Raw genomic sequence first — 22,120 nt, 5'->3', positions numbered from 1 at the left:
AACCCTGTGGCGGATAAACCGACCATCGTCAAATGCCTGGTGTGGGACCTCGACAACACGGTCTGGAACGGCACGCTGTCCGAGGACCCCTCGGTCGAGCTGCTGCCCGGGATCCGGGAGGCGGTCATCGAGCTCGATGCCCGCGGTGTCCTGCAGTCGGTCGCCAGCAAGAACGATTTCGACCTGGCCTGGGGGCACCTGGAGAAGCTGGGCCTGGCCGAGTACTTCGTGCACCCGCAGATCAGCTGGGGCCCGAAATCCGACGCGGTCACGACGATCGCCGAGCGGCTCAACTTCGCGCTGAGCACGATCGCGTTCATCGACGACCTGCCCACCGAGCGCGCCGAGGTGAACTACCACCTGCCCGAGGTGCGCTGCTACGCGTTCGATCAGGCGACCTCGCTGACCGGCCTGCCCGAGTTCAGCCCGGAGGTCGTGACCGTCGACGCCCGGCGGCGCCGCGAGATGTACCAGGCCGGTTTCCGCCGCGACGCCGAGAAGGACAACTTCAAGGGCGCCGACGAGGATTTCCTGCGCAGCCTGGACCTCGTCATGGCGATCAAACGGGCCGACGAGGACGACCTGTCCCGGGTCGAGGAACTGACGCTGCGGACCAGCCAGATGAACGCGACCGGGGTGCACTACTCCGACGCGACGCTGCGTGAGCTCCTGGCCGACCCCGGGCACGAGGTCCTCACCGTCACGCTCACCGACAAGTTCGGCCCGCACGGGGCGGTCGGCGTGCTGCTGCTGGGTTGCCACCGCGACGTGTGGAACCTCAAGCTGCTCGCCACCTCGTGCCGGGTGGTGACGTTCGGCGCCGGTTCGGTGCTGCTGAACTGGCTGATCGACCAGGCCGCGCAGGCCGGCGCGCACCTGGTCGCGGATTTCAAGCCGACCGACCGCAACCGGATGATGGACATCGCCTACCGGTTCGCCGGGTTCACCGGCGACCCCTGCGACTGCGTCGGCGGGCTCGACCCGCTGGCCGACGACCGCGTCCAGCGCCTGCACCTGGTGCCGGAGCGGCGTGACGGCGCCACCACCATGCAGGTCAGTTCGCCCGAACTGGCCGCCGATCTGGCCCTGCGCGTCAACGGCGTGGCCTGAGCACCTCCGCTCGATGTGCGCTGCCGCCCGGAAGCCCCCGTGGTCGTCCGGGTGGCAGCGCGTGACCAGGAAGGCGTTCCCGGATGGCGAACGAAGACAAACTTCGTGACTATCTGAAGCGGGTCACCACCGATCTGCACCAGACCCGTGAACGCCTGCGTGAGCTGGAGGACCAGCGGCAGGAGCCGATGGCGATCGTCGGCATGGGCTGCGCCTTCCCCGGTGGCGTGGCGTCGCCGGAGGACTTCTGGCGGTTGCTCGTGTCCGGCGACGACGCGGTGGGCCCTTTCCCGACGGATCGGGGCTGGCCCGCCGACGTGTTCGACCCGGACCCCGAGCTGTCCGGCAAGAGCTACACCGATCAGGGCGGATTTCTCTACGGCGCGGGGGATTTCGACGCGGAGTTCTTCGGGATCAGCCCGCGTGAGGCCCTGGCCATGGACCCGCAGCAGCGGCTTTTGCTGGAGACGTCCTGGCAGGCCCTGGAGGACGCGGGGATCGACCCGGAAAAGCTGCGGGGTTCGGCCACCGGTGTCTTCGCCGGCCTGATCTACCACGACTATCTTCAGTACGGCACCACGTCACCCGACGCCGAGGGCTACATGGGTACGGGTGGCTCCGGCGGTGTGGCATCGGGTCGCGTCGCGTACGCGCTGGGCCTCGAGGGTCCCGCGGTCACGATCGACACGGCGTGCTCGTCGTCCCTGGTGGCGCTGCATCTCGCCTGCCAGTCGCTGCGTAGTGGTGAGTCGGATCTGGCGCTCGCCGGTGGTGTGACGGTGATGTCGACGCCGGGCACCTTTGTGGACTTCTCCCGTCAGCGTGGTCTCGCCGCTGACGGTCGTTGTAAGGCGTACGCGGACGCTGCTGACGGTACGGGCTGGGGTGAGGGCGTCGGCGTACTCGTGGTCGAGCGTCTCTCCGACGCCCGCCGTAACGGCCATACCATCCTCGCCGTGGTCGCCGGCACCGCGATGAACCAGGACGGCGCGTCGAACGGTTTGACGGCGCCGAACGGTCCAGCGCAGCAGCGGGTGATCCGGTCGGCGTTGGCCAGTGCGGGGATCGGTGCGGACGGCGTCGACGTGGTCGAAGGACACGGCACCGGCACACGGCTCGGTGACCCGATCGAGGCGCAGGCGTTGCTGGCGACCTATGGTCAGGCTCGGCCGGAGGACGAGCCGGTGCTTTTGGGGTCGGTGAAGTCGAACATCGGGCACACCCAGGCGGCTGCGGGTGTTGCGGGCATCATCAAGATGGTCGCGGCGATGCGGCACGGTGTTGTTCCGGCGACGTTGCATGTGGACGCGCCGTCGAGTCACATCGACTGGGACGCCGGAAACGTACGTCTGGTCACCGAAACCACGCCCTGGCCGGACAGCGATCACCCCCGCCGGGCCGGGATCTCGTCGTTCGGTTTCTCGGGGACCAACGCGCACGTCATCATCGAGCAGGCACCCCCGGAAACACCCGTCGAGGCTTCCGGCACCGAGCCGCGGATCGTGCCCTGGACGGTGTCGGGCCGCTCGGCGGAGGGACTGACCGGGCAGGCGCGACAGCTGGCCGACTTCATCCGGAACCACCCGGACACCGGTACCGCGGACATCGGCTGGTCGCTGGCCACCACCCGCGCGGCGCTGGACCACCGAGCCACGATCGTGGGCGCCGACCAGGCTGAACTCCTCGCCGGGCTCGACGCGCTCGCTGATGCCCGCGAGACACCCTCGGTCGTCACCGGGATCGCCGGCAAGCCCGGCAAGGTCGGCTTCGTGTTCACCGGTCAGGGCGCCCAGCGCCTCGGCATGGGACAGCAACTTTACGACGCGTACCCGGTGTTCGCTGAGGCGTTCGACGCGGTCTGCGCCGGGCTGGACGAGCATCTGGACGGTTCGGTTGCCGCGGTGGTACGCGGTGAAGGTCGTCCGGAATGGATCGGCGGCGGGCAGATCGGCGAGACGGTGTGGGCCCAGTCCGCCCTGTTCGCGGTCGAGGTCGCGCTGTACCGCCTGCTCGAATCGTGGAACCTCACCCCGGCCGCGGTCGCCGGGCACTCCATCGGGGAACTGGCCGCCGCCCACGTGGCCGGGGTCTGGTCCCTCGGGGACGCCTGCGCGGTCGTCGCCGCCCGGGGCCGGCTCATGCAGCAACTCCCCACCGGCGGTGCCATGGTCGCCGTCGAGGCCGGCGAGGATGCTGTCACCGCCGCGCTGGCCGGGCGGCCCCGAGCCGCCATCGCCGCCGTCAACGGACCCCGCGCCGTGGTCGTCTCCGGCGCCGAGGACGACGTCGAAGCCGTCGCCCGGGAGCTCGCCGCGACCGGTGCGCGCACCCGGCGGCTGCAGGTCTCGCACGCGTTCCATTCGCCGCTGATGGACCCGATGCTCGACGAGTTCGCCCGCGTGGTCGCCGCCGTCAGCTACCGGGAACCGCAGCTCAGCATGGTCTCCGCCCGCACCGGGCAACCCGTCACCGCCGAGGTCACCGATCCCGCCTACTGGGTCGGGCACGTCCGCGACGCGGTCCGCTTCGCCGATGCCGTGCAGGCCCTGCGCGAGACCGGCATCCACACGTTCCTCGAGATCGGACCGGACGGGGTGCTGTCCGGCCTGGGCCCGCAGACCGCCACCACCGGCCACCCCGAGCACTGGTTCGCCGCCCAGCGGCGCGGCCGGGACGAGGTCCGTACGCTGCTGACCGCCCTCGCCCGGATGCACGGCCAGGGCCATGCCGTCGACTGGGCGCGTATTCACGAAGCGGGCAGCGCGGGACCGTTCCGGCGGGTCGGCCTGCCGGGTTACGCGTTCCAGCGCGAGCGGTACTGGCTGCCGTACAGCGCGGGGCTGCTCGACGCGACCGGTCTCGGGCAGTTCCCGACCTACCACCCGCTGCTGAGCGCCACCATCGACCTGCCGACGACGGGCGTCCACCTGCTGACCGGCCGGCTGAGCCTCGCCGGACACCCGTGGCTGGCCGACCACACCGTCGCCGGGCACGTCGTTCTGCCGGCCGCCGCACTGCTCGACATGGCCGTCCGCGCCGGCGACCAGACCGGCTGCCCTGGCATCGCCGAGCTCCTCATCGAGACCCCGCTGATCCTGGCACCCGGTGCGGGCACCCGCGTCCAGGTCGTCGTCGAGGCCCCGGACGACGCCGGTCGCCGCCCGTTCGGTGTCTACGCCGGCGACGACGCGGCCGACGGCGACTGGACCCGGCACGCGACCGGTGTGCTCGCCCCGGCGGCAGTGACCGGCCGGCCGGATGCGGCTCAGCCGGATGTGGCGTTCCCCGTGTGGCCCCCCGCCGGCGCCGACCCGGTCGACCTCACCGGCTTCTATCCGGACCTCGCCCGGTCAGGCCTCACCTACGGCCCCGCGTTCCAGGGGGTCCGGGAGGTCTGGCGGCGTGGCGAGGAATTGTTCGCCGAGGTCGCCCTGCCCGAGGGCATGGTGGTCGCCGGTTACGGACTGCACCCGGCCCTGCTGGACGCCGCGATGCAGGTCGCCGGGCTGGCGATCAAGAGTGACGGGCTGATGCTGCCGTTCGCCTGGACCGATGCGACGGTGCACGCCGCCGGTGCGGTCACCGCCCGGGTGCGGATCGCCCCGTCGGCGTCCGGTGACGGTGTCAGCCTCCTGCTCGCCGACGCGGCCGGCGACCCGATCGCCACCGCCGGATCCCTGGTGCTGCGGGCGGTCTCCGCCGACGGCCTGGCCGCCGTCGCGGCACCCGAGGACCTGTACCGCCTCGACTGGATCCCGGCCGCCGGCAACGGCGCAGCGGCTGACGTCGAAATCCTGCGCGTCCCACCGGCGACCGGCCCGTTCGTTGCCGGTGCGGCCCGGGACATCGCGGCGAGCGTCCTGACCGCCGTCCAGGAATGGCTGGCCAAGGACCCACCCGCCGACGCCCGGCTGCTCGTGGTGACCCAGGGTGCGGTCGACACCGGACCCGACGTCCCGCTCGACGTCGCCGCCGCCTCGGTGTGGGGCCTGGTCGGCTCGGCACACTCGGAGACCGGCCGCGTCCTGCTCGCCGACATCGACGATCCGGCCGCCGAGGGCCTCGAGGACACGCTGCGGGCCGGTGCCGCGCTCGGGGAGCCGAAATTCGCGGTGCGGTCGGGCCAGGTGCGGATCCCCCGCCTGGCGCGGGCGACCGCCGGGCTGACCGTTCCCCCGGACGGCGCCTGGCAACTGAGCTTCCGCGACCGGGGCACCCTCGAACACCTCACCCTCACCGCGCCCGAGGCGGACCGCACGCAGCCGCTCGCCGCCGGTGAGGTGCGGGTCGCGTTGCGGGCGGCCGGCGTGAACTTCCGCGACGTCCTCAACGTGCTGGGCATGTATCCGGGCGACGCGGGACGGCTCGGTCTCGAAGGCGCCGGTGTGGTGCTCGAAGTCGGCTCGCAGGTCACCGGCGTGCAGCCCGGCGACGCCGTGATGGGCCTGTTCACCGCCGCGTTCACCGACGAGGCGGTCACCGACGCGCGGCTGCTGGCACCGGTGCCACCCGGATGGTCCATGGCACAGGCAGCTGCGGCACCCGTGGTCTACCTGACCGCCTGGTACGCCCTGGTCGAACTGGCCGCCCTGACCGAGGGCGAGTCGGTGCTGATCCACGCCGCGGCCGGCGGTGTGGGCATGGCAGCGGTCCAGCTCGCCGCGCATCGGGGCGCCGACGTGTTCGCCACCGCCTCGGCGGCGAAGTGGGACACCGTGCGGGAGCTGGGCGTCCGGGCGGACCGGCTCGCGTCGTCGCGCACCACCGAGTTCGAGGCGCTCTTCCGCGGCGCTACCGGCGGGCGGGGTGTCGACGTCGTCCTGGACTCCCTGGCGGGCGAGTTCGTCGACGCGTCGCTGCGGCTGACCCGCCCCGGCGGCCGGTTCATCGAGATGGGCAAGACCGACATCCGCGACGCCGGTGCGGTCCAGGACCGGCACGGGATCGCCTACCAGGCTTTTGATCTGCTGCTGCAGGAACCCGACGCGCTCGCGGCGATGCTGTCGTCACTGTCGCCGTTGTTCGCCCGCGGAGTGCTCAAGCCGTTGCCGGTGGCGTGCTGGGACGTGCGCCGCGCGGCGGAGGCGTTCCGCTTCCTGAGCCAGGCACGGCACATCGGCAAGGTCGTGCTCACCGCTCCCGCTCCGGCCGCCGCCCGGCGCGAGCGGGCCGGCACGGTGCTGATCACCGGTGCGACCGGCGCGCTGGGCGCTTCGGTGGCCCGCCACCTGGCCGCGACCGGTCAGGCACGTCAGGAACTGCTGCTCTCCCGGCGCGGCCCCCGGGCCCAGGGGATCGCCGCTCTGGCCGCGGACCTCGCCGCCTCGGGCGTCACGACGCGGGTGCTGGCCGGTGACGCGTCCGACCGCGGGCAGCTCGCCGCGATCCTCGACGGGATCACGCTGACCGGCGTGGTGCACGCCGCGGGTGTCCTGGACGACGGGGTGATCGGCTCGCAGGACGCGCAGCGGCTCGACCGGGTGATGCGGCCCAAGGTCGACGCCGCCTGGCACCTGCACGAGCTCACCCGCGGACTCGACCTCGACTTCTTCACGCTCTTCTCGTCGATAGCGGGCGTGACGGGCAACGCGGGTCAGGCGAACTATGCCGCCGCGAACACGTTCCTGGACGCGCTCGCCGTACACCGCCGCCGGCAGGGCCTGCCGGCCGTCTCCATCGCCTGGGGGCCGTGGGAGAGCGGCATGGCGGGCGAGCTCACCGACGCCGACCGCGGGCGGATGTCACGCCAGGGCCTTCGAGCCATCGGTACGCCCGCGGGCCTGGCGCTGCTCGACGCCGCCACCGACGCCGCCGACTCCTTCCTCGTAGCCGCCCACCTCGACCTGCCCGCCCTGCGCCGCGCGCCGCACGTCCCGCCCCTGCTGTCGGCTCTCGTGCACGCCGGGCGCGGTGACGGTTCCGCCCGGCGGCTGGCCGGCCGGTCCAGCGGCGGCAGCCAGGCCCTGGCCGCACGGCTGGCGGGCCTCAGCCCCGCGGAGCAACAGGACGCGGTCCGGGAACTGGTCGTCGATCAGGCGGCGCTGGTGCTCGGCATGTCCGGCCCCGGCACCATCGACGCCGGCCGGTCGTTCCGCGACGTCGGCTTCGACTCGCTGACCGCGGTCGAGCTGCGCAACCGGCTGAACGACGCCACGGGCCTGCGCCTGCCGGCCACCACGGTCTTCGACTACCCGACCCCGGCGGCGCTCGCCGCGTTCGTGACCGGCGAAGTTGTCGGCAGCACCGCCGCCACCCCCGCGGAGCCGCTCACCGGCATCGTCCCGGCCGACGACGAACGATTCGTGATCGTGGGCATGGGCTGTGCCTTCCCCGGTGGCGTGGCGTCGCCGGAGGATTTCTGGCGGCTGCTCGTGTCCGGCGACGACGCGGTGGGTGCCTTCCCGGCCGACCGCGGCTGGCCCGCCGACGTGTTCGACCCGGACCCGGACGTGCAGGGCAAGAGCTATACGGATCAGGGCGCGTTCCTCTACGGCGCCGGGGACTTCGACGCGGAGTTCTTCGGGATCAGTCCGCGTGAGGCCCTGGCCATGGACCCGCAGCAGCGGCTTTTGCTGGAGACGTCCTGGCAGGCCCTGGAAGACGCCGGCATCGACCCGATGACGCTGCGCGGCTCGTCCACCGGCGTCTTCGCCGGTCTGATCTACCACGACTATCTTCAGTACGGCGGAGCGCCCCAGGACGCCGAAGGCTATCTCGGTACGGGTGGCTCAGGCGGTGTGGCATCGGGCCGCGTCGCCTATGCACTCGGTCTCGAAGGTCCCGCGATCACCGTCGACACGGCGTGCTCGTCGTCCCTGGTCGCGCTGCATCTCGCCTGCCAGTCGCTGCGTAGTGGTGAGTCGGATCTGGCGCTCGCCGGTGGTGTGACGGTGATGTCGACGCCGGGCACCTTTGTGGACTTCTCCCGTCAGCGTGGTCTCGCCGCTGACGGTCGTTGTAAGGCGTACGCGGACGCTGCTGACGGTACGGGCTGGGGTGAGGGCGTCGGCGTACTCGTGGTCGAGCGCCTCTCCGATGCCCGCCGCAACGGACACACCATCCTCGCGGTGGTTGCGGGCACTGCGATGAATCAGGACGGGGCGTCGAACGGTTTGACGGCTCCGAACGGTCCGGCGCAGCAGCGGGTGATCCGGTCGGCGTTGGCCAGTGCGGGCATCGGCGCGGACGGTGTGGATGTGGTCGAAGGACATGGGACCGGCACACGGCTCGGCGATCCGATCGAGGCGCAGGCGTTGCTGGCGACCTATGGTCAGGCTCGGCCGGAGGATGAGCCGGTGCTTTTGGGGTCGGTGAAGTCGAACATCGGGCACACCCAAGCTGCTGCGGGTGTTGCGGGCATCATCAAGATGGTTGCCGCGATGCGGCACGGTGTCATCCCGGCGACGCTGCACGTGGACGCACCGTCGAGTCACATCGACTGGGACGCGGGAAACGTACGTCTGGTCACCGAAACCACGCCCTGGCCCGACAGTGACCGTCCTCGCCGGGCCGGCATTTCTTCGTTCGGTTTCTCGGGCACCAACGCGCACGTCATCATCGAGCAGGCACCCCCGGAACCGGCCGACGAGATCCCTGACACCGAGCCGCGGATCGTCCCGTGGGTGGTGTCCGGGCGCTCACCCGAAGCGCTGACCGCCCAGGCCGGGCGTCTGGCGCAGTTCGTGGCGGACCTGCCCGGCGCGACACCGGCGGAGATCGGCCGGTCCCTGGCCACCACCCGGGCCGCGCTGGAACACCGGGCCGTGGTCCTCGGCGCCGACCGGGACGAACTGCTCGCCGGGCTGGCGGCGCTCGCCGAGGGCCGCGAGGCAGCCGGTGTCGTCACCAGCGCCGCGCCGGCGGGCAAGGTCGGCTTCGTGTTCACCGGTCAGGGCGCCCAGCGCCTCGGCATGGGACAGCAACTTTACGACGCGTACCCGGTGTTCGCCGAGGCGTTCGACGCGGTCTGCGCCGGGCTGGACGAGCATCTGGACGGTTCGGTCGCCGCGGTGGTACGCGGTGAAGGTCGTCCGGAATGGATCGGCGGCGGGCAGATCGATGAGACGGTGTGGGCCCAGTCCGCCCTGTTCGCGGTCGAGGTCGCGATGTACCGGCTGCTGACGTCGTGGGGGATCACCCCGCAGGTCGTCGCCGGGCACTCCATCGGAGAACTGGCCGCCGCCCACGTGGCAGGGGTCTGGTCCCTGGAGGACGCCTGCGCGGTCGTCGCCGCCCGGGGCCGGCTCATGCAGGAGCTCCCCGCGGGCGGCGCCATGGTCGCCGTCCAAGCGGGGGAGGACCAGGTCACCGCCGCGCTCGCCGGTCATCCGCTCGCCGCGATCGCCGCGGTCAACGCACCCGACGCCGTGGTGGTCTCCGGGGCCGAGGACGATGTGGAAGCCGTCGCCGCGGAGCTGGCGGCGACCGGTGCGCGCACCCGGCGGCTGCGGGTGTCGCACGCGTTCCACTCGCCGCTGATGGACCCGATGCTGGACCGCTTCGCCGCGGTGGTCGCCGCCGTCAGCTATCGCGAACCCCGCCTGACCATGGTCTCCGCCCTGACCGGGCGCGTGGTCACCAGCGAGGTCACCGACCCCGCCTACTGGGTCGGGCACGTCCGCGACGCCGTCCGCTTCGCCGACGCGGCCGTCGCCATGCGGGAGCACGGCGTGCACACGTTCGTCGAGATCGGCCCCGACGGGATCCTGTCCGCCATGGGCCCGCAGACCCGCACCGATCCGGCCGAGACCTGGCTCGCGGCCGCCCGCCGTGGCCGCGACGAGGTCACCACGCTGCTGACGACCGCCGCCAGGCTGCACGTCCGGGGCCGGACCGTGGACTGGGCGCAGCCGCTCGGCGCCGGTGGCACGCGTCGCGTCGCCCTGCCCACCTATGCCTTCCAGCGGCAGCACTACTGGCTCCCGGCCGGCTCCACGCTCACCGACGCCACCGGGCTCGGCCAGACCGCCACCCACCACCCGCTGCTGGGCGCGACCGTGGAACTGCCCGGCACCGGGACAGTCGCCCTCACCGGCCGGCTGTCCCTGGCCGGTCAGCCCTGGCTCGGCGACCACGTGATCAGCGGGCATACGGTCCTGCCCGGGGCCGCGCTCGTCGACATGGTGCTGCGTGCCGGGGACGAGACCGGGTGCCCGTACCTCGAGGATCTCGTCATCGAGACCCCCGTCGTCCTGCCCGCCCGGGGAGCGATCCAGCTCCAGGTCAGCGTCGGCGAGGCCGATCCGGCAGGCCGGCGTGAGGTCACCGTCTTCACCCGTACGCCCGAAGCTCCATGGACGTCTCAGGCCACGGGAACGCTCGCGCCGTCCGGCCCCGGGGACAGCCTGGACGCCGGCGACACGCACTGGCCACCGGCGGGCGCCGAGGCGATCGACCAGGCTCAGCCGGCCTGGCGCCGCGGCGACGAGGTCTTCGCCGAGCTGGCTCTGCCGGAGCGCACGGACGTCGCCGGGTTCGGCATCCACCCGGCCCTGCTCGAGGCGGCACTGCACGTCACGGAAACAGATGCGTTCCCGCTGCGGTGGACCGGTGTCGCCGTGCACGCCACCGGCGCGACCACCGCGCGGGCCCGGATCACCCCGGCGGCCGATGGCGACGGCGTCTCCGTCGTCCTCACCGACACGGCCGGCGGGCTGATCGCGACGGTCGCCTCTGTGGCGCTGGCCCCGATCCCGGCCGGCTCGCTCGACCGGTCCACCGGCCCGGACCGCGAGGCGCTGTTCGGCGTGGAGTGGATCCCCGCCGAGGTGGCAGCCGAACCGGCCGAGGCCGGCCGTCGTTGGGCGGTGCTCGGCGACGACCTCGATCTCGCGGTGCCCGGTGCGGCCCGGTACGACACCGTGGCCGGGCTGCTCGCCGCGGTGCGGGCCGGCGCACAGGTCCCCGACGTGCTGGCGGTATGCGTACCCGGCACCGACGCCGGCGACGTGGCACAGACCGCCCGGCTGGCCGTGGGACGCGTCCTCGACGTCGTCCGGGAATGGCTGGCCGCGGATGTGCTGAGCGGCTCCCGGCTCGTGGTCGTCACCCAGCGCGCGGTGGACGCCGAACCCGGCACGGACGTGTGGCTCGCCGGCGCGGGCGTGACCGGGCTGGTGCGTACGGCGGCGAGCGAGCACCCGGAGCGCGTGGTGCTCGCGGACGTGGACTCACCGGCCGGTGCCGGCGTGCTCGTGCTGGCCGCTGCGGCACTGCAGGAGCCGGAGTTCGCGATCCGGCACGGACAGGTACGGATTCCCCGGCTCGCCCGCCCCGCGCAGCACGTCCTGTCCACACCGGAGGGACAGCAGTGGCGTCTCGAGTCCTCGGGCACCGGGACGGTGGAGGGCCTCACCATGGCGAACGCCGAGGACGCCGCAAGGCCCCTGGCCGCCGGTGAGGTCCGGATCGCCGTCCGCGCGGCCGGGGTGAACTTCCGGGATGTGCTCAGCGTGCTGGGGCAGTATCCCGGTGACGCGGGCCCGCTCGGGCTCGAAGGCGCCGGAACCGTCCTGGAGACCGGGCCGGGCGTCACGACCCCGGCCGTCGGCGACACCGTGCTGGGCCTGTTCCAGGGAGCGTTCGGCCCGGTCGCGGTCGCCGATGCGCGACTGGTCCGGCCCGTGCCGCAGGGATGGACGACGGCTGAGGCAGCCGCGGCGCCGGTGGCGTTCCTGACCGCGTACCACGCGCTGGTGGAGCTCGCCGATCTGCAGCCCGGAGAGCGGGTGCTGATCCATGCCGCGGCGGGCGGCGTCGGCCTGGCCGCGGTGCAACTGGCCCGCAGGCTGGGTGCCGAGGTCTACGCGACCGCGTCCCCGTCGAAGTGGCCGGCACTGCGGGAGCTGGGCGTGGCAGCGGCGAATCTGGCGTCCTCGCGGACCACGGAGTTCGCCGGGCAGTTCGCTCCCGGCTTCGACGTCGTCCTGAACTCGCTCACCGGCGAGATCCTGGACGCCTCGCTGCGGCTGACCCGCGCCGGTGGCCGGTTCATCGAGATCGGCAAGACAGACGTCCGCGACGCCGGTGAGATCCAGCAGCGGTACGGCATCACCTACCGGGCCACCGATCTGCTGCGGCAGGACCCGGAGGCGATCGCGGCGACGTTCACCCGGGTGCTGGAATTGAACCCGGGCCCGTTGCCGGTCGCGTGCTGGGACGTACGCCGGGCGGTGGACGCGTTCCGGTTCCTGGGCCAGGCCCGGCAGGTCGGCAAGGTGGTGCTCACGATCCCGCCGGTGCCGCGGGCCGGGACCGTTGTGGTGACGGGAGCCTCCGGTGCGCTGGGTGCCCTCGTGGCGCGGCATCTGGCGGTCACCGGGCAGACCACGCGGCAATGGTTGCTGTCGAGGCGTGGCGCCGACGCTCCGGGTGCTGCGGTGCTGGCCGCCGATGTGGCACGCAGCGGCACCTCCGTCCACCTGCGCGCCTGCGACGTGGCCGAGCCCGGCGAACTCGCCGCCGTGCTTGCCGGGGTTCCGCTGACCGGGGTGGTGCACGCCGCCGGTGTCCTCGACGACGGGGTGCTCGCCTCGGTGACGGAGGAACGCGTACGGCGGGTGCTGCGGCCGAAGGTCGACGCGGCCTGGCATCTGCACCGGCTCACGCGGCATCTCGCACTCGACACGTTCACCATGTTCTCGTCGATCGCGGGTGTCACCGGTAACGCCGGGCAGGCGAGCTATGCGGCCGCCAACACGTTCCTGGACGCGCTGGTCGCGTACCGTCGCGGCCTGGGTCTTGCCGGTGTGTCCGTGGCCTGGGGTCCCTGGCAGAACGGCATGGCCGGCGGTCTCAGCGACACCGAGCGGCAACGCCTGGACCGGCAGGGCCTGCGCCCCCTGCCCGCGGCCGACGGACTCGCCCTGTTGGACATCGCCGCACGCCGGCCGGAGTCCCTGCTGGTGGCGGCCCGGATCGACCTGCGCGCCCTGCGCCGCCCGGGCGTGACCGGCACCGCCCTGATGTCGGGTCTCGTCCGGCCGGGTCGGCGCGCCGCCGGCCGGCCCGCGGCGCAGGACGGCAAGGAAACCGCGAACCGGCTTGCCGCACTGCCGGAGCTCGAACGGCGCAAGGAGGTCCGGACGCTGATCCTGACCCAGGCCGCGCTCGTGCTCGGCCTGCCGGGACCGGCCGCGGTCGACCCCGGCCGCTACTTCCGGCAGCTCGGCTTCGACTCGCTGACCGCCCTGGAACTGCGCAACCGGATCAGCGACGCGGTGGGGCTGCGGCTGCCCGCGGCCCTGGTATTCGACTACCCCACGCCCGCCGACCTCGCCGAATACCTCGACGAGAAGATCGCCGAGCAGGAGGTCGACTACCGGCCCGTCCTGCGCGAGCTCGACCGGCTCGAGTCGCTGCTGTCCGTGCTGGCCCGGCGCCGGGGCAGGAAAATGCAGATCATCACGCGCCTCGAGTCGATCGTGGAGGAGTTCCGGACGGATTCCGCGGACGACGCGCCCTCCGACGAGGACATCGAGGCGGCGACCGACGACGAGATCTTCGACCTGATCGACAAAGAGCTGGGAATCTGAACAGGGGATGGCGTCATGATCTCTGAGGCCGACTATGCCGAGGTCTCCCGCAAGGAGGAGGCGCTGTGGCTGCTCGAGTCGCTGGCCCCCGGCACACCGGTGAACAACCGGTCGGCCGCGTTCACGGTGGCCGGGGAGCTTGATCCGGACCGGCTCGCCGCGGCGCTGGCCGTGGTGCTGGGGCGGCACGACGCGCTCCGCTCGGTCTACCGCGCCGACGGTATGCGGCTGGTCAAGCGGGTGCTCAGCCCCGGCGAGTTCACGCTCGGCGAGGCTCCGTACGACGCCGGCACGCCGTTCGAGTTCAACGGCGGTCCCATGCTGCGGACGGCGCTGGCCGGCGACACGTTCCACGTCACCGCCCACGAGCTGGTCCTCGACGGGTTGTCCGCCGGGGTGTTTCTCGAGGAGATCGCGGCGGCGTACTCGCACGAGGCCCTCGCGCCGGTCGCGGCCCTCGTTGAGCTGCCACCGCGTACGCCGAGCCTGGAGTTCTGGCGTACCCGGCTGGCGGGCGCAACCGTCGACGGCTCCGAGCTGAAGTGCGCGGCGCCGGAACCGGACCGGCCGACCCTCGCGGCGGCGCAGGTCAGTCGCGCACTGCCCGAGCATGTCGTGACCGGTGTCCGGCGGCTGGGGAGCGACCTGGGAGTGCCGGAGTCCGCGATCCTGCTGGCCGGGTACTACGCCCTGTTGGCAGCGCACGGCGCCGACCCGGATCTCGTCCTCGGCTCCCCGGTCGACGTGCGTCCCGCGGAGAGCGCCCGCGCGATCGGCTACCACGTCAACTATGTGCCACTGCGGGTGCGGATCGACCGTGCCGAGAGTGTGCGCGACCTGATCCTGCGCAGCGCCGACACCCTGCGGACGGCGGTCGCGCATGCCGACGTACCCGTGGACGCGTATCCCGATCTCCTGCCGCGGCCCCGTTCGGCCCGGCGGACCACCCCCTTCCGGTACGCCTTCGAGGTGCTGCCCGGCACCGGCCGTGCCGAGTTCCCGATCGGTGGCATGCAGGCCCGGCGCGTCGAGGTCGAACCAGGTTTCAGCAAGTTCGACCTCGACCTCCGGGTCACCGTTACGGGCACCGCCGCCGAGGTGCGGGCCGTCTACCGCAGCGAGCTGTTCGACGCGGCGGACGCCACACTGCTGATCGCCCGGTACGAGGCGGTGCTGGCGTCGTTCGCGTCCGGCCCCGGCGTGCTTGTCGGCGACGTGCCGGTGTGGAGCCCCCGTGACCGCGAGGTCATCGACGCGGCCAACAACACCGACCGGCCCGTGCAGCCCGGATCCGTCCTGCACGCCGTCCAGGACCGCGTCACCGGGCAGCCCGGCGCCGTCGCTGTCATCGACGGCGACCAGCGGGTCAGCTACCGGCAGCTGTGGAACGCCGCCCACCACCTCGCGAGCCTCATCCGGGCCGCCGGTGTCGAACCGGGCGACGTGGTGGCGGTCGCCCTCCCGCGCAGCGCCGAGCTGGCCGCGGCCGTCCTCGGCGCGTGGCTGGCGGGCGCTGCGTACCTCCCCATCGATGCCGCGCACCCCGAGGAACGGATCCGCTACCAGCTGGCCGACTCCGGGGCGAAGATCCTGCTCGCCACCGCAGACCTGGCGCGGTACGCCGCCGACGACCGTACGGTCCTGACACCACCACCCGTGACCGACGTCCCGGACCCGGCAACGAGCGCGGCCCCGCCGGTCGACCCCGCGGCCTGCGCCTATCTGATCTACACGTCGGGCTCGACCGGCCGCCCGAAGGGCACGCTCGTCAGCCACGGCGCCCTGGCGAACCTGATCGCGCACTTCACCGGCGAGCTCGCCGCGACCGCCGCCGACACGATGCTGTGGCTGACCACGTTCGCGTTCGACATCTCCGGCCTCGAACTGTTCGTGCCGCTGGCCTCGGGCGGCAGCCTGGTGCCCGCACCGGACTCGGCCCGCAGCGACGGCCGGGTGCTGCGCGACCTGGTGCTGCGCCACGACGTGCGGTTCGTCCAGGCGACGCCGACGACGTGGCGCCTCGTCATCGACCGCGCGGGGGAGAGCCTGCGCGGGCGTACCGTCCTGGCCGGCGGTGAGATCGTGCCCGTCTGGCTGGCCCAGCGGCTCGCCGCGGCCGGCGCGGCCTTCCACCACGTGTACGGGCCGACGGAGACGACGATCTGGTCGACGTCGCGGATCGTCACCGACACGTCCGGGGCCCGGCTCGACGTCGGCGCCCCGATCGCCAACACCCAGGTCTTCGTCGTCGACGAGCACGGCGATGACCTGCCGATCGGCGTGCGCGGCGAACTCTGCATCGCGGGCGTGGGCGTGGCGATCGGTTACCACAACCGCCCGGAGCTCACCGCGCAGCGGTTCGGCGAACACCCCCGGTACGGCAGGTTCTACCGTACGGGCGACGTGGCCCGGTGGCGTGCGGACGGCGTCCTCGACCTGTTCGGCCGTAGTGACCGGCAGGTGAAACTGCGCGGCAACCGGATCGAACTGGGCGAGATCGAGGCGACGTTGCTGGCGCACCCGCAGGTCGGCGCGGCGGCCGTGGTCATGATCGGGGATCCGAGCGCGGACGCCGTACTCATCGGATGTCTGGAAGCTGCCGCCAGCACGCTCGATCTCGACAGCGTCCGGAGCCATGCCCGTGCCCAGCTGTCCCGGTCGATGCTGCCCGGTGACCTGGTGACGGTGGAAGCCATGCCGATCAACGGCAGTGGGAAGGTCGACTATCCCGCTCTGGAACGGCTGGTCGCCGAGCGGCGGGCGCAGGCCGTGAGCGCCCCGCTGGAGCTGAGCGGGGCCGGCCTCGACGACGAGCTGACCGGCCGGCTGACCACCCTGTGGGGGACCATCCTGCAGCGCGAGGACATCACCGCGGACACGAACTTCTTCGAGTCCGGCGGCAACTCCATGCTGGCCGCCTGGGCGCTGCAGGAACTGCAGAACCTGAGCGGCGTCTCGCTGGGTCTGGGGGAGATCTTCGAGCAGCCGACCCCGAGGGGCCTGGCCACCCGCGTTCAGGACCTGCTCACCGCGCCGGCGGGCCGGTAACGGTCAGCCGCCCCCGATCCATCAGCGCGACCCGGTCGCACAGCTGCTCGGCCTCCGCCCGGAACGGTGTCACCAGCAGGATCGTGACGCCGCTGGCTCGAACGGATTCGACCGCGGCCCAGGTCTCACGCCGGGACCGCGGGTCCTGCCCGGTGGTGAGCCCGTCGAGCACCGCCACCTGCGGTCGGCCCACGTCGGCGAACGCGACCGACAGCCGGTGCCGGCTGCTGCTGGTGCCGGCCCCCTCGCGGGTCCGGGACGAGGTGGTGAGCCCGAGCGCGGCCATGAGCTCCCGCCAGTCGGCGGGGTCGCGGTAGAACGAGCCGTACAGCGTCAGGGCCTCGGCGACCGCCAGCCGGTCGGGCAGCCGGCCGTCCTGCAACCGGTCGGCGATCCGCCGGGTGACCTCGGCCCGCTCCTGGCGGGGATCGCGGCCGAGCACCTGGATGCTGCCGCTGTCGTGGGCGCGCAGGCCCTCGAGGCACTCCACGATCGTGGTCTTCCCGGAGCCGCGGGGGCCGACGATCCCGAAGATCTCGCCCTCCTCGACGGTGAAGGAGACATCCTCGACCGCCACGAGGTCGCCGAAGCTCTTGTTCAGGTGCTGCACCTCAATCACTGCGGACATGGCCGGTCCCTTCTCGGTATTGGCTGATACCAAGACGGTACGTTTTGGGCCTCGCTGCCCGGTATCCTGCTAGCTCCCCGAATAGTGTGGGTCTAGGCCCACCCGGCGCCCGCGTCGAGATAAGTCAGCACGGCCCGGACGCGGCGGTTGGTGTCCTCGTCGCCGGCCAGGCCGAGCTTGGCGAAGATCGTGGTCGTGTATTTGCTGATCGCGCCCTCGCTGAGGAACAGCTTGCCCGCGATCGCCGTGTTGGACAGGCCCTCGGCCATCAGGGCGAGCACCGAGCGTTCCCGCTCGGTCAGGGTGGCCAGGGGATCGGCGCGGACCGGCCGGCCCAGGAGTTTCGCGACCACCGTCGGGTCGAGGGCCGTGCCGCCACCCGCGACCCGGTCCAGGGCGTCCATGAACTGGTCGGCGTCGAGGACGCGGTCCTTCAGCTGGTAGCCGACGCCGCCGTGCCCGTCGGCGAGCAGCTCGCGTGCATAGAGCTGCTCCACGTGCTGCGACAGGATGAGCACCGGCAACCCGGGTATCACCTGGCGAGCGGCGAGTGCCGCCTTGAGCCCCTCGTCGGAGAACGTCGGTGGCAGCCGGACGTCGACGATCGCCGCGTCCGGCCGAGTGCTGAGCAGGGCCTCCAGGGTTGCCGGTCCGGAGTCGACGGCCGCGACGACGGTGTGCCCGTACGCCTCGACCAGCCGAACCATCCCGTCACGCAGCAGAAACAGATCCTCGGCTACGACAATGCGCACGGTACCGCCACGGTGATGTGAGTAGGGCCGCCGGCGGGACTGGTGATGAGCAACCGGCCGTCGAATGCTTTCACGCGGCGCTCGATCCCGCTCAGTCCGGACCCCGCCGCCGCGGCGGCCCCGCCGGCGCCGTTGTCGGTGACGGTCGCGGTGAGCGTCCGCGACCGGTAGACGAGTTCGATGCGTACCTCGGTGGCGTGGGCGTGTTTCGCGACGTTGGTGAGCAGTTCCGCGACGGCGAAGTACACGGCCGACTCGACCGGGCGCTCCACCCGGGACGGCACCTCGCTGTGCACGGTGACCTCGACCGGCGCGTCGAGCGCCAGCGCCCGGACGGCGTCGACCAGGCCCCGCTCGGCCAGCACGGGCGGATTGATGCCCCGGACCAGCGAACGGAGCTCGGCGAGCGCGGCGGCCGAGGTCGCCCGGGCGTCGGCGAGGATCGCCTTCGCGGCGGCGGGATCGGTGTCGACCATCCGCTCGGCGACCTGCATGGCCATGCCCATCGCGACGATCCGTGCCTGGGCCCCGTCGTGCAGCCCCCGCTCGATCCGCTCCAGCTCCGCGACCTGGGCCTGGGTCTGGTCGGCCCGGATGGCTTCCAGCTGCCGGACCCGCCGGCCGAACAGCGACTGCGGGGTCGTGCCGAGGAACCGGACCGCCACGGGCCGCAGCACCCGCCACGCGAACGGGGCGGCGGCGAGACCGGCGACGATCGCGGCGACCCCCGGCAGGGGCAGGCCGCGGGCCGCGATCAGATAGCCGCCGCCGGCCACCGCGAGCGGCGGCAGGGCCGCGACCGGCAGCACGGTCACCCCCGCGACGACGCCCCACAACCCGTCCCAGTGCAGCTGCGGGTCGTGGAAGCGGGCCTGCATCCGGGCCCGGCGGCGCGCCTCCCGCTCGGACTTCTGGTACTCGACGCCGTCCCACCAGTAGCCGGTGGCCATCCGGGTCACCGGGAACACGGGCCGGTAACTGACCTCGAGCTCCAGAGCAAGCCAGCGCCGCGTGACCCGCCGCGCGGCCTGGGCCAGCTGCCTGCTGGTCAGCAGGTGCACCATCCAGACGCCCGCGGCGATCCACACGACGATCACCAGGGTCTCGCCGAGCGACGCGAGCGCGCGGACGGCGAGGGGTGCTGTCGAGCCCTTGGTCCAGGAGTAGGCCACCAGCGAACCGCCGAAGCCGACGAACCCGGCGACGGTCGGGAGGAGCACGGTGAGCAGGGTCAGGACGACGGACCGGTACAGCCCGAGCGCGATCTCGGCACCCCAGCGCAGGGGGTTGCCGCCGACGGGCACTCTCATGCGGCTGTCCTCTCGTTGCGAAGTTCATTGTGCCAGCCCGGCGGGATACATATGGTGGAGGTGGCTTCACCCCCCGGTCGGCCGGCGGCTCGAATCTACGGCCGCGGCCCGGCAGCCGGTATCCGGCTAGCTCCCCTGGCAGGTGGGCCCAGACCCCGCGATTTCGCGTCCCGGGGTGGGTCTAGCCCCACACTTGACCGGTCGCAGTTGAACACGTGGACCGCGTCGATCGATCATGAAACCGTTGTGCGGTAAGCAGATCCAGGCGACCAACCACGGGCTGGAGGGTACGCCGCGGGGGTACCCGACCGGCCCCGCACCGGTTGCCCGACCGGCGTCCAGGGTGTACCCCTTTGCGGTGAGAAGTCGGCCTCGGCGCCGGGTCGGGGCTTCTCCTGACCACACCGCCTCCATTTCAGGGAGTCCGCGATGCCCTTGTTCACCCGCCGGCGACGCCGTGCGAGCTCGACCGACCGGTTCGCCGTGCTGATACGCCGGCTGCGCTGGCCGGTGGCGATCCTCTGGTTCGTGATGATCGTGCTGCTCAACCCGGTAGCCGGTGGTCTCTCCAAGGCCACCAACGACACGCCCGCGGCCTACCTGCCGCACTCGGCCTCGTCGACCAAGGTCGCCGAGATCGAGGAGGCCGCCGCCGGTGGCAAGGGTGAACCGCAGACCGATGACATGGTCATCATCTTCGAGCGCAAGACCGGCCTGACCGAGCAGGACTCGACGGTTATCGCCGCGGCCCGCACGGCCGTCGCGGGTCTGGTCGGTACGACCGCCGGGCTGACCGCCCCGGGCGACGTCACGGTGTCGGACGACAAGCAGGCCGCCGTCTTCGGGACCGGTGTCACCGCCCCCCAGCAGGACATCACCGACGACGACGCGGCGGCCGTGAAAGCGGTCCGGGACGCGCTCGACAAGGCGACCGCCTCGACGAGCGGCCTGCAGGTCGCGGTGACGGGCGCGGCGGCGGCGACCACCGACAGCGGTAACGAGACCGAGACGGGTCTGCTGCTGTCCGCGGTGATCATCGTCGGGATCGTGCTGCTGCTGGTCTATCGCAGCCCGGTGCTGTGGGCCCTGCCGCTGATCGGCGCCGGGGGAGCGGTCGTGGTGGCACAGGCGGGGGCGCACGGACTCGCCAGCGCCGGCCTCACGATCAGCTCGTTGTCGACGTCCATCCTCATCGTGCTCGTCTTCGGCGCCGGTACCGACTACGCGTTGCTGCTCACGCACCGGTATCGAGAAGAGCTGTCGTTGCACGCGCTGCCGGAGGACGCCATGAGCGTCGCTCTGCGCCGCACGCTGCCCACCCTGCTCGCCTCCGCGGGCACGGTCGTCGCCGCGATGCTCTGCCTGCTGGCGGCCGGCTCCGGTGCCGTACGCGGCCTCGGCCCGGTCGGTGTCGTGGGTGTCCTGGCCGCCCTGGTGGCCGAGGTGACGTTCTACCCGGCCCTGCTGCTGATCTTCGGCCGTGTCGCGTTCTGGCCCCGCGTCCCCCGCGAGGGCAAGGGCGGGCACGAGGAGTCGCGGTTCTGGGCCCGGATCGGCAACGGCGTCGCCCGTCGTCCCGCCCCGGTCACCGCGATCTCCGTGGTGCTGCTGATCGCTGCCTGTGCCGGCCTGTTCGCACTGAACTTCAACAGTGACCCGCTGAACAACGTCAAGGGCAACCCTGGCAGCGTCGTCGGCACCCGCCTGATCAGCCAGCACTTCCCGGTCGGCATCAGCTACCCGCTGGTGATCCTCACCCCGCCGGACGAGGCAGCCGCGACCGAGACCACCGCCCGGGGCACGCCGAATGTCAGCTCGGTCGAGGCCGGCCCCGCGGTGCAGGGCTACTCCAGCTTCTCGGTGGTCCTGTCCGTCACCCCGTTCGGCGACAAGGCCTGGGACACGATCAAACAGCTGCGTTCGGAGCTGGACAGCAGCGCCCCCAAGGCGCTCGTGGGCGGCTTCCCCGCCGTCCAGTACGACTCCGAGCAGCAGGCCCGGCACGACGCCACCGTGGTCATCCCGCTCGTGCTGCTCGTGATCCTGATCGTCATCGGTCTGCTGCTGCGGGCGGTGGTCGCCCCGATCGTCCTGGTGGTCACGACCGCGCTCAGCTTCGCCGCGTCGTTCGGGCTCGCCAGTCTGCTGTGGAAGGACGCGTTCGGCTTCGACGGCATCGACCCCAGCATCCCCATCTACATCTTCGTGTTCCTGGTTGCGCTCGGCGTCGACTACAACATCTTCCTGGCGGCCCGGATCCGGGAGGAGTCGCGTCACCTCGGCACGAAGCGGGGCACGCTGCGGGGGCTCAGTGTCACCGGTGGCGTCATCACCGCGGCCGGGGTCGTGCTCGCCGCGACGTTCGCCGCGCTGGCACAGCTGCCCAGCGTTCAGCTGACCGAGGTGGGCAGTGCGGTCGCGCTGGGCGTTCTGCTCGACACGCTGCTCGTACGCACGGTGCTCGTCCCCGCCTCGATCCTGACCATCGGCGACAAGAGCTGGTGGCCCTCCCGCGAGAAGCTCCCGTCATCGGACGAGCCGGCCTCCGCCACAGAAAAGCCGGCGTCAGAGCCGGAGCCGGAGCCGGAATCTGAATCTGAATCTGAGTCGAAGTCTGAGCCGGCCGTCGCCGAGGAGTCCACGGAGCACCCCGTCAAGGGGTGAGGCTGTTCAACTGCGAGAAAAGCCAGTCGAACAGCGGGGCAATTAATGCACTTGAACGGGGCGGCGCCGACATTG

At 72.2% G+C, this 22,120-nt stretch carries 7 protein-coding genes; 4 read left to right on the top strand and 3 right to left on the bottom strand.

Going from position 1 to position 22,120, the window contains the following annotated elements; genetic code table 11:
- The first annotated feature begins 6 nt into the window (after window positions 1–6).
- The 3 genes from Ahu01nite_RS45790 to Ahu01nite_RS45780 all read left to right on the top strand — a co-directional run bounded on the left by Ahu01nite_RS45790 (window position 7) and on the right by Ahu01nite_RS45780 (window position 16,691).
- A complete protein-coding gene (locus tag Ahu01nite_RS45790; RefSeq protein WP_203843048.1) occupies window positions 7–1,110 on the top strand; it encodes an HAD-IIIC family phosphatase in 1,104 nt (367 codons plus the stop codon).
- 83 nt (window positions 1,111–1,193) lie between these two features.
- Window positions 1,194–13,643: a type I polyketide synthase gene (locus Ahu01nite_RS45785; RefSeq protein WP_203843047.1), complete on the top strand. Its 12,450-nt coding sequence runs from the start codon at window positions 1,194–1,196 to the stop codon at window positions 13,641–13,643.
- A gap of 15 nt (window positions 13,644–13,658) precedes the next feature.
- The gene (locus tag Ahu01nite_RS45780) at window positions 13,659–16,691 is read left to right on the top strand and encodes a non-ribosomal peptide synthetase (RefSeq protein WP_203843046.1); all 3,033 of its coding nucleotides are present in this window, start codon (window positions 13,659–13,661) and stop codon (window positions 16,689–16,691) included.
- Here the strand turns inward: Ahu01nite_RS45780 and Ahu01nite_RS45775 are convergent.
- From Ahu01nite_RS45775 to Ahu01nite_RS45765, 3 genes are all read right to left on the bottom strand, one after another.
- Window positions 16,669–17,319, bottom strand: coding sequence for an ABC transporter ATP-binding protein (locus Ahu01nite_RS45775; RefSeq protein WP_203843045.1), 651 nt, complete (start codon window positions 17,317–17,319; stop codon window positions 16,669–16,671). The two genes, Ahu01nite_RS45780 and Ahu01nite_RS45775, sit on opposite strands and share 23 nt — an antisense overlap.
- Window positions 17,320–17,411: 92 nt before the next feature.
- On the bottom strand, window positions 17,412–18,071 hold the full coding sequence (locus tag Ahu01nite_RS45770) for a LuxR C-terminal-related transcriptional regulator (protein ID WP_203843044.1): 660 nt from the start codon (window positions 18,069–18,071) through the stop codon (window positions 17,412–17,414).
- On the bottom strand, window positions 18,056–19,381 hold the full coding sequence (locus tag Ahu01nite_RS45765; protein ID WP_203843043.1) for a sensor histidine kinase: 1,326 nt from the start codon (window positions 19,379–19,381) through the stop codon (window positions 18,056–18,058). Before Ahu01nite_RS45765 ends, Ahu01nite_RS45770 begins: the two co-directional genes overlap by 16 nt.
- 429 nt (window positions 19,382–19,810) lie before the next feature.
- On the opposite strand from Ahu01nite_RS45765, the gene Ahu01nite_RS45760 reads away from it, so the two are divergent.
- Window positions 19,811–22,045, top strand: coding sequence for an MMPL family transporter (locus Ahu01nite_RS45760; protein ID WP_203843042.1), 2,235 nt, complete (start codon window positions 19,811–19,813; stop codon window positions 22,043–22,045).
- The last annotated feature ends 75 nt before the right edge of the window (window positions 22,046–22,120 follow it).

Source organism: Winogradskya humida, assembly GCF_016862215.1.
GTDB classification, from domain to species: Bacteria; Actinomycetota; Actinomycetes; order Mycobacteriales; family Micromonosporaceae; genus Actinoplanes; species Actinoplanes humidus.
This window is presented reverse-complemented; position numbering and strand designations above follow the sequence as displayed.